Annotated in this window: 10 protein-coding genes; 1 reads left to right on the top strand and 9 read right to left on the bottom strand. The window is 66.0% G+C overall.

The genetic code is table 11. The features are described 5' to 3' along the window. Window positions 1-82 precede the first annotated feature (82 nt). The 9 genes from QMX96_RS25955 to QMX96_RS25915 all read right to left on the bottom strand — a co-directional run bounded on the left by QMX96_RS25955 (window position 83) and on the right by QMX96_RS25915 (window position 6,688). Entirely contained in the window at window positions 83-406 is a 324-nt protein-coding gene (locus QMX96_RS25955; RefSeq protein ID WP_043860129.1) for a DUF3392 family protein, read from the bottom strand. Between the two features lie 9 nt (window positions 407-415). Next, complete coding sequence (gene hemW, locus QMX96_RS25950) at window positions 416-1,630, bottom strand: radical SAM family heme chaperone HemW (RefSeq protein WP_043860130.1); 1,215 nt, start codon at window positions 1,628-1,630, stop codon at window positions 416-418. Continuing rightward, complete coding sequence (rdgB, locus tag QMX96_RS25945; protein WP_282362682.1) at window positions 1,627-2,223, bottom strand: RdgB/HAM1 family non-canonical purine NTP pyrophosphatase; 597 nt, start codon at window positions 2,221-2,223, stop codon at window positions 1,627-1,629. Before rdgB ends, hemW begins: the two co-directional genes overlap by 4 nt. Next, window positions 2,220-2,654 carry a DUF4426 domain-containing protein gene (locus QMX96_RS25940; protein ID WP_043860132.1) on the bottom strand — a complete coding sequence of 145 codons (435 nt, stop codon included), beginning with the start codon at window positions 2,652-2,654 and terminating at the stop codon, window positions 2,220-2,222. Before QMX96_RS25940 ends, rdgB begins: the two co-directional genes overlap by 4 nt. 26 nt (window positions 2,655-2,680) lie before the next feature. After that, window positions 2,681-3,301 (bottom strand): methionine biosynthesis protein MetW, encoded by a 621-nt coding sequence (metW, locus tag QMX96_RS25935; RefSeq protein WP_043860133.1) that lies wholly within the window; start codon window positions 3,299-3,301, stop codon window positions 2,681-2,683. A gap of 7 nt (window positions 3,302-3,308) precedes the next feature. Next, window positions 3,309-4,448, bottom strand: coding sequence for a homoserine O-acetyltransferase (locus QMX96_RS25930; protein WP_043860134.1), 1,140 nt, complete (start codon window positions 4,446-4,448; stop codon window positions 3,309-3,311). Between the two features lie 95 nt (window positions 4,449-4,543). Beyond that, window positions 4,544-5,134, bottom strand: a complete 591-nt coding sequence (locus QMX96_RS25925; protein WP_054915542.1) for a YggT family protein — start codon at window positions 5,132-5,134, stop codon at window positions 4,544-4,546. 10 nt (window positions 5,135-5,144) lie between these two features. Beyond that, window positions 5,145-5,963 (bottom strand): pyrroline-5-carboxylate reductase, encoded by an 819-nt coding sequence (gene proC / locus QMX96_RS25920; protein WP_282362681.1) that lies wholly within the window; start codon window positions 5,961-5,963, stop codon window positions 5,145-5,147. A 38-nt stretch (window positions 5,964-6,001) separates the two neighbouring features. Continuing rightward, window positions 6,002-6,688: a YggS family pyridoxal phosphate-dependent enzyme gene (locus QMX96_RS25915; protein ID WP_054915543.1), complete on the bottom strand. Its 687-nt coding sequence runs from the start codon at window positions 6,686-6,688 to the stop codon at window positions 6,002-6,004. A gap of 66 nt (window positions 6,689-6,754) precedes the next feature. On the opposite strand from QMX96_RS25915, the gene QMX96_RS25910 reads away from it, so the two are divergent. Then, window positions 6,755-7,789 carry a type IV pilus twitching motility protein PilT gene (locus tag QMX96_RS25910; protein WP_282362680.1) on the top strand — a complete coding sequence of 345 codons (1,035 nt, stop codon included), beginning with the start codon at window positions 6,755-6,757 and terminating at the stop codon, window positions 7,787-7,789. Window positions 7,790-7,819: the final 30 nt, after the last annotated feature.

Here is a 7,819-nt window from a genome sequence, read left to right as displayed (position 1 = left end):
GCTCAAGCCCGCTCCCACAGGTACAGCGCTGACCTTGAAATCAGCGTAGTACCTGTGGGAGCGGGCTTGACCCGCGATGCTTCTAGCGGCGGTCTGCGACCACGCCAAGCAACACCAGCACCACCAGCAGCACCGGCGCCAGTGCGTAGTTGTTGAACTGGCTCAGCCCGCGTACCACCCACGGCGTGGCATAGATCAACGCCGCACCACTGCCGATCAGCACCAGCAGGGCCATGAACGGCACGCGCAACGCACCTGCCAGCCCGCCCAGGCGCTGTTCGACCCAGCCCTTGATATCGGTGCCGAACAACACCAGCAAACAGCCTACAAGCGCCAGAGAGATCTCCGACAGGTTACTGCGGCTCCAGCGGGAGACGGTCGAGAGCAGGTCGAGTACCAGGTCCATTCGCTATCCTTAGGTCAAGAAATACTGCAGCAGGTCGTTGAGAAACAGCTGGCCCCGCGGTGTCGCCACCAGCCGCGTCGGTTCGACCTGCAAAAGGCCCTTTTGTTCGGCCTCACGGCGCGCCGCCGCCAGTTGTTCCAGCGGCAGGCCGGTACGCTGCGCGAACAGCGCGGCCTCCACGCCCTCGGTCAGGCGCAGGGCGTTCATCAGGAACTCGAACGGCAGTTCGTCCACCGCCAGCAGCTTGTCGCCCGCCTTGAACGCCTTGGCCGGGTTCAGGTAGTCCTTGGGCAGCCGGGTCTTCCAGGTGCGCACGATGCGCCCGTCCGGGTGGCTGAGCTTGCCGTGGGCACCGGCGCCGATGCCGATGAAGTCGCCAAAGCTCCAGTAGTTGAGGTTGTGCCGCGCCGGGCGCCCGGGCTGGGCGTAGGCCGACACTTCGTACTGGCGGTAGCCGTGCTCGGCCATCAGCGCCTGCCCGGCCTCCTGGATATCCCACAGGATGTCGTCCTCGGGCAGCAGCGGCGGCTGGTTCCAGAACACCGTGTTCGGCTCCAGGGTCAACTGGTACCACGACAGGTGGGTAGGGTTGAGCGCGATGGCCTGGCGCAGGTCGCCCAGCGCATCGTCCAGCGACTGGTCGGGCAGGCCGTGCATCAGGTCCAGGTTGAAGTTGTCGAACCCCGCCGCACGCGCCATGCCGGCCGCACGCACCGCCTCGTCACCGTTGTGGATGCGCCCCAGCGCCTGGAGCTTGGCCTGCTGGAAGCTCTGCACGCCGATCGACAGGCGATTGATGCCCAGTTGCCGGTAGGCCTTGAACTTCTCCTGCTCGAAGGTCCCGGGGTTGGCCTCCAGGGTGATCTCGATGTCGGCGGCGAACGGGATGCGTTGCTCCACGCCCGCCAGCAGGCGGCCCAGCGCACGGGCACTGAACAGGCTCGGGGTACCGCCGCCAAAGAAGATCGAGCTGATCGGTCGCCCGTACACCGCGCCCAGCTCCTGGTCGAGGTCGGCGAGCAGGGCGTCGACGTAGGCCTCTTCCGGCAGCTGCGGGGTGGCGGCATGGGAGTTGAAGTCGCAGTACGGGCATTTGCGCACGCACCACGGGATATGGATGTACAGCGACAGCGGCGGCAGCTGCGCGAGTGCCGCCCGTGGTGCGTTGGAGCTGAAGCCAGCCTCGCCCAGATGCAGTGGCTGTGCCGGCGTGCGGTCGGTCATTGCAGGCCCAGGCGCTGACGCAGCAGGCTCATGGCGCGGGCGCGGTGGCTGATCTGGTTCTTGTCGGCGGGGCTCAGCTCGGCGCTGGAGCAGTCGCGCTCCGGTACCCAGAACAGCGGGTCGTAGCCAAAGCCGTGGGCACCGCTGGCCTGGTGCAGGATGCGCCCATGCCACAGGCCCTCGCACAGGATCGGCAGCGGGTCGTCGGCATGGCGTACCAGCGCCAGCACGCACACGAACTGCGCGCCGCGCTCGGCGTCCGGCACGTCCTTGAGTACCTCGAGCAACTTGGCGTTGTTCGCCGCGTCGCCCTGGCCATCGGCGTAGCGCGCCGAGTAGATGCCCGGCGCACCACCGAGAAAGTCCACCGCCAGGCCCGAGTCGTCGGCCAGGGCCGGCAGCCCGGAGATACGTGCGGCATTGCGCGCCTTGAGGATGGCGTTCTCGACGAACGACAGGCCGGTTTCCTCCGGCTCGACGCTGCTGAATTCGCCAATCGAACGCAGTTGCACGGTGTCACCGAGCATGACCTGCAGTTCCTTGAGTTTGCCGGCGTTGTGGCTGGCCAATACGAGTTGCTGGATGTTCATCATTCGCCTGGGAAGAGCTCTTGGTTGAAACTGATGGTCTCGGTCTTGCCACCAATTGCAACATTGATCGTGAAGGTGCGGGTTTCCTGCTGCTCCACCGGGAACTGGGCGATGTAGTAGATCGCGCCCTGTTCGGTGATCTGCTTGAAGCTGAGCGGCACCGTGCGGCTGCTCAGGTCCTTGACGCTGCCGCTGACCTGGGTCACCTGCGGCTTGCCGGCCTTGATCACCGACACGTTGATCACGCCCTGGTTCTTGCTGCGCACCAGTTGCGCCGCCTTGGCGATGTCCGGCTGCAGGAAGGTGGAGATGAAGGTGCTGTAGTGCACCGTGGTGTCACCGAAGACTTCCTTGCGCTCGCCCTTGATCGCATCGGCAGCAAGCGCCGTCGTGCTCAGGCAGGCAACCAGTAAAAAGCTCAACAAGCGACCCATGATCTGTCTCCTCCAGTGTGGGTTGTTCAAACCGCGACCTTGTGTTCCTGCAGGCCCGGGCTGCTGACACGGTAAATGCCGATCTCCCCTAGAAGATTAGGCCATAGCTTGCTCGCCCACCCATGCCGGTGCATATGGTCGACCGCCAGGCGGTCGAGCACCTGGGCGCGACGTTCGCTGCACAGCGCCTCGAAATCCTCGAAGGTGCAGAAGTGGATGTTCGGCGTGTTGTACCAGGTATACGGCATGAAGTCCGACACTGGCATGCGACCCTTGGTCGCCAGGTACCAGCGGCAGCGCCAGTGGCCGAAGTTGGGGAAGGTGATGATGCACTGGCGGCCCACGCGCAGCATTTCGTCGAGGATCCGGTCGGGGTACTCCACGGCCTGCAGGGCCTGGGTCATGACCACCACGTCGAAGCTGTTGCTGGCGAAGTTGCCCAGGCCCTTGTCCAGGTCCTGCTCGATGACGTTGACGCCCTTGGCCACGCACTGGGCGATGTTGTCGGGGTCGATTTCCAGGCCGTAGCCAGCCACCTGCTTGGTGTCACGCAGCGAGGCGAGCAGCTCGCCAGTACCGCAACCGAGGTCGAGTACCCGGCTGCCGGCGGGGATCCAGTCTTGGATGATTTCCAGGTCGGCTCTCATGGGGTCCTCAGCAGACGATGCGGTTCATGTAGTTCGTGAATCCCGTGATGTAGCGCGGGGTCGGGATCAGGAAGGCATCGTGGCCATACGGCGAGTCGATATCCAGGTAGCACACGTTCTTGCGCGCGGCGATCAGCGCATCGACGATCTCCCGCGAGCGCGCCGGCGAGAAACGCCAGTCGGTGGTGAACGACATCACGCAGTAGTCGGCGGTGACGTGGGCCAGGGTCGCGGCCAGGTCGCCGCCGTGGCTGGCGGCGGGGTCGAAGTAGTCCAGCGCCTTGGTCATCAGCAGGTAGGTGTTGGCATCGAAACGCCCGGAGAACTCCTCGCCCTGGTAGCGCAGGTAGCTTTCGACCTGGAACTCGACGCTGTGAAAGTCGTAGTTGAGCTTGTCGCTCTTGAGCTCGCGGCCGAATTTCTCGCCCATCGAGTCATCCGACAGGTAGGTGATGTGCCCGACCATGCGCGCCAGCATCAGCCCGCGCTTGGGGATCACGCCTTCGGCCTGGAACGAGCCGCCGTGGAACTCGGGGTCGGTGAGGATGGCCTGGCGCGCCACTTCGTTGAAGGCGATGTTCTGCGCCGACAGCTTGGGTGCCGAGGCGATGTCCAGGCAGTGGCGCACGCGGTCGGGGTAGGTGATGGTCCATTGCAGCGCCTGCATGCCGCCCAGGCTGCCGCCCACCACGGCGGCCCACTGCCCGATGCCCAGGCGATCGGCCAGGCGCGCCTGGCTGTGCACCCAGTCTTCCACGGTGAGTACCGGGAAGTCGGCGCCGTAGGGCTGGCCGGTGGCCGGGTTGACGCTGCTGGGGCCGGTGCTGCCGTTGCAGCCGCCGAGATTGTTCAGGCTGACCACGAAGAAGCGGTTGGTATCGATCGGCTTGCCCGGCCCGATGCAGCTATCCCACCAGCCCGGCTTGCGGTCGTCGGGGCTGTGGTAGCCGGCGGCATGGTGATGCCCGGACAGGGCATGGCAGATCAGCACGGCATTGCTGGCCGCGCTGTTGAGGGTACCGTAGGTTTCAAAGACCAGCTCGTAGCTGGCCAGCGAGCGACCGCAGGCCAGGGCCAGGGGCTCATCGAATCGCGCCAGTTGCGGTACTACCAGACCGACCGAATCTTCGGGAAAGACAGTGGACATCGACCCTGCTCACGCTTGAATGAGGCGTAAGTCTAAAGACCGCCACCCCCAGCGGCAAGCAACATGGCGCGGCTTGCGGCCGGGGGTGGTGCGGGTCAGATCATGCGGAACAGTTCCTGCGGCATTCCGGCGTAGGCGGCCAGCGGCGGCATCACGAACGACTGGATCACCTGGATCGCCAGGAAGGCGAAGATCGGCGAAATATCCAGGCCTCCGAGGTTGGGCACCAGCTTGCGAAACGGTGCCAGCACCGGCTCGCTGATCTGGTAGGCCAGCTCGGCGGCGGGGTTGTGGCTGCCGGGGGCGATCCACGACACGATCACCATCACGATCATCGCGACCCAGAAGATCTTCAGGAACAGCGAGGTGACGCCGATGACGGCCCACATCAGCAGGTGCGGGATGTCGCCGAAGGTGCCGTAGGTGACCATCAGCACGAACGCCATCAACAGCGCCTGGATCACGATCGACAGGATCAGCGATGAGGTGTCCAGCCCGAACACGCTGGGGATGACGCGCCGGATCGGCTTGAGCAGCGGCTGGGTGGCGCGCACCGCGAACTGGCTGAGCGGGTTGTAAAAGTTGGCCTTTACCAGCTGCAGCACGAAGCGCAGCAGCACGATGACCAGGTACAGGCTGACCAGTGTTTGCACCACGAAGATCGCGGCGCCCGAAAGTGCATTCATGCAGAGCTCCTTAGTTGCCCAGTTGTTCGGCCATTTCGGCCGAGCGGTGCGCCGCGGCGCCCAGTGCTTTTTCTACCAGCACCTCGAACCCGTTGGCCTGGAACGACTTGATCGCCGCCTCGGTGGTGCCATTGGGGGAGGTGACGCGCCGGCGCAGTTCGCTGGCCTCGACATCGCTGGCCACGGCCATGTGCGCCGCGCCCAGGGCGGTTTGCAGGGTCAGCCGGGAGGCGACGTCGCGGGGCAGGCCGAGTTTTTCGCCGGCTGCGGTCATCGCCTCGATCAGCAGGAAGAAATACGCCGGGCCGCTACCGGAGACCGCGGTCACTGCATCCAGTTGCTGTTCGCTGTCGACCCACAGGGCCACGCCCACTGCCGAGAGCAGTTGCTCGGCTTCGGCGCGTTGTTCGGCCGATACCTGCTCGGTGGCGTACAGACCGCTGACGCCCTGGCGCAGCAGCGCCGGGGTGTTGGGCATGCAGCGTACCAGCGGTTGCTCGCCCAGCCAGTTGCGCAGGCTGGCGCAGGTGATGCCGGCGGCAATCGACACCACCAGCTGGTTGGGCTTGAGGCTTGGCTTGAGCGCCTGGCACACCGCCTTCATGGCTTGCGGCTTGACCGCGATCAGCACCACGTCGGCGCCATCGACGGCCTGGGCGTTGTCTTCGAACAGCTGGATGCCGTGTTCGGCGTGCACCTTGGCGCGCGTCTCGGCACCCGGGTCGCTGGCGCGGATCTGCGCGGCGTCCACACCCTGGGCGCGCAAGCCGCCGATCAGGCTGGCGGCCATGTTGCCGGCGCCGATGAAGGCAATTCGAGTCTTGCTCATGTCAGGTCCTTGGTTGAAGAAGGTGAACGATGCATGGGTCAGGCCTGGCCGTAGTCGCGGGCACCGAACAGGGCGGTGCCGATGCGCACCCAGGTCGCGCCCTGGGCAATCGCTGCTTCCAGGTCGTGGCTCATGCCCATCGACAGGGTGTCCAGGCCCAGGTTCAGGCTGTCCTGCAATTGGCGTACACGGGCGAATGCCGCCGCCTGGGCGGCCGGGTCGTCGGTGGGTTCGGGAATCGCCATCAGGCCGCGCAGCTTCAGGTGCGGCAGCGCCGCGATGGCCTGGGCCAGCGCCGGCAGCTCGTCGGGGTTGCAGCCCGATTTGCTGGCCTCGCCGCTGACGTTGACCTGCACGCACACATTCAGTGCGGGCAGCCCGGCAGGGCGTTGTTCGCTGAGGCGTTGTGCGATTTTCAGTCGGTCCACCGAATGTACCCAGTCGAAGTGCTCGGCGATTGCTCGCGTCTTGTTCGATTGAATGGGGCCGATGAAGTGCCAGGTCAAGGGCAGGTCGGTCAATTCGAGCTGCTTGGCCAGGGCTTCCTGCAAGTAGTTTTCGCCCACGTCGCGCACACCGGCCGCATACACTTCGCGTATCGCGGCAGCCGGCTTGGTCTTGCTCACGGCCAGCAGGCGGACCTGCCCGGGGTCACGCCCGGCGGCCTGTGCAGCGCTGCGGATGCGGTCGGCAAGCGTGGAAAGGTTGTCTGCTATGGTGGACATGGATCAACGCCAGCGGCTGTTCGGGTCTGCGGCATTCTACCTGCTTGGCGATGTTTGGGGAGTGTTATGGACATGACCGGGCTGATGGCCCTGGCGCTCAGGGAAGGCGCCTCCGATCTGCACCTGGCGGCCGGCAGTGCGCCGATGATCCGCCGTGACGGGCAGATGCAGCCGCTGGGGCCGGCGGCGTTGAGCAGCGACAACCTGCATGCCCTGCTGGCGCAGCTCATGAGCCCACAGCAGCAGGAGGACTTCGCCAGGCTGCAGGACCTGGACTTTGCCGTGGCCGTGCCCGGGCTGGGGCGCTTTCGGGTCAACGCCTTCGTGCAGGTGCGCGGGTCGGCGGCGGTACTGCGCCTGATACCCGACCAGGTGCCGACGCTGGCGAGCCTGCAGCTGCCGGAGGTGTTTCGTCGCATTGCCGAGTCGCCGGCCGGGCTGGTGCTGGTGACCGGCCCCACCGGCTCAGGCAAGTCGTCCACCCTGGCGGCGCTGGTCGATCACCTAAACCGCGAGCGCGCCGTGCATATCCTGACCCTGGAAGACCCGCTCGAATTTATCCACAGCCCGCTGCGCAGCCAGCTCAGCCAGCGTGAGATGGGGTGTCACAGCCAGGGGTTCGCCCAGGCGCTGCGGGCTGCGCTGCGCCAGGACCCGGACGTGATCATGCTTGGCGAGCTGCGCGACCTGGAGACGATCCGTCTGGCCCTGACCGCCGCCGAAACCGGCCACCTGGTGCTGGCGACCCTGCACACCGCCTCGGCGGCCAAGGCCATCGACCGGCTGGTGGACGTGTTTGCCGCGCAGGAGAAGGCCCTGGTGCGCACGATGCTCGCCGACGCCTTGCAGGCGGTGGTGGCCCAGGTGCTGGTGCCCAGGGTGCAAGGCGGGCGAGTGGCCGCGCACGAGGTCCTGCTGGCCACGCCGGCGGTGCGCAACCTGATTCGCGAGGGGAAGGTGGCGCAGCTGTACTCGGCCATGCAGACCGGCGCGGCGTTGGGCATGCAGACCCTGGACAGCAGCCTGCAGGGCCTGGTGAGGCGGGGAATCGTCAGCCTGGAAACGGCCAGGGCGAACGCGCGTTCGCCCGATCAGGTCTAGCGTTTGGCCAGGCGCAGCTGGGTTTGCGGC

The sequence above is a fragment of the Pseudomonas sp. PS01300 genome (assembly GCF_029960155.1).
Classification (GTDB): Bacteria; Pseudomonadota; Gammaproteobacteria; order Pseudomonadales; family Pseudomonadaceae; genus Aquipseudomonas; species Aquipseudomonas palmensis.
The sequence above is the reverse complement of the archived record's forward strand: the minus strand, read 5'-3'. Positions and strand labels throughout refer to the sequence as shown.

Excerpts from the sequence above, each read along its gene's own strand:
- QMX96_RS25910 (WP_282362680.1), top strand. The coding sequence starts at position 6,755 with ATGGACATGACCGGGCTGATGGCCCTGGCGCTCAGGGAAGGCGCCTCC.
- QMX96_RS25915 (WP_054915543.1), bottom strand. The coding sequence starts at position 6,688 with ATGTCCACCATAGCAGACAACCTTTCCACGCTTGCCGACCGCATCCGC.
- metW (WP_043860133.1), bottom strand. The coding sequence starts at position 3,301 with ATGAGAGCCGACCTGGAAATCATCCAAGACTGGATCCCCGCCGGCAGC.
- proC (WP_282362681.1), bottom strand. The coding sequence starts at position 5,963 with ATGAGCAAGACTCGAATTGCCTTCATCGGCGCCGGCAACATGGCCGCC.
- hemW (WP_043860130.1), bottom strand. The coding sequence starts at position 1,630 with ATGACCGACCGCACGCCGGCACAGCCACTGCATCTGGGCGAGGCTGGC.
- rdgB (WP_282362682.1), bottom strand. The coding sequence starts at position 2,223 with ATGATGAACATCCAGCAACTCGTATTGGCCAGCCACAACGCCGGCAAA.
- QMX96_RS25925 (WP_054915542.1), bottom strand. The coding sequence starts at position 5,134 with ATGAATGCACTTTCGGGCGCCGCGATCTTCGTGGTGCAAACACTGGTC.
- QMX96_RS25955 (WP_043860129.1), bottom strand. The coding sequence starts at position 406 with ATGGACCTGGTACTCGACCTGCTCTCGACCGTCTCCCGCTGGAGCCGC.
- QMX96_RS25940 (WP_043860132.1), bottom strand. The coding sequence starts at position 2,654 with ATGGGTCGCTTGTTGAGCTTTTTACTGGTTGCCTGCCTGAGCACGACG.
- QMX96_RS25930 (WP_043860134.1), bottom strand. The coding sequence starts at position 4,448 with ATGTCCACTGTCTTTCCCGAAGATTCGGTCGGTCTGGTAGTACCGCAA.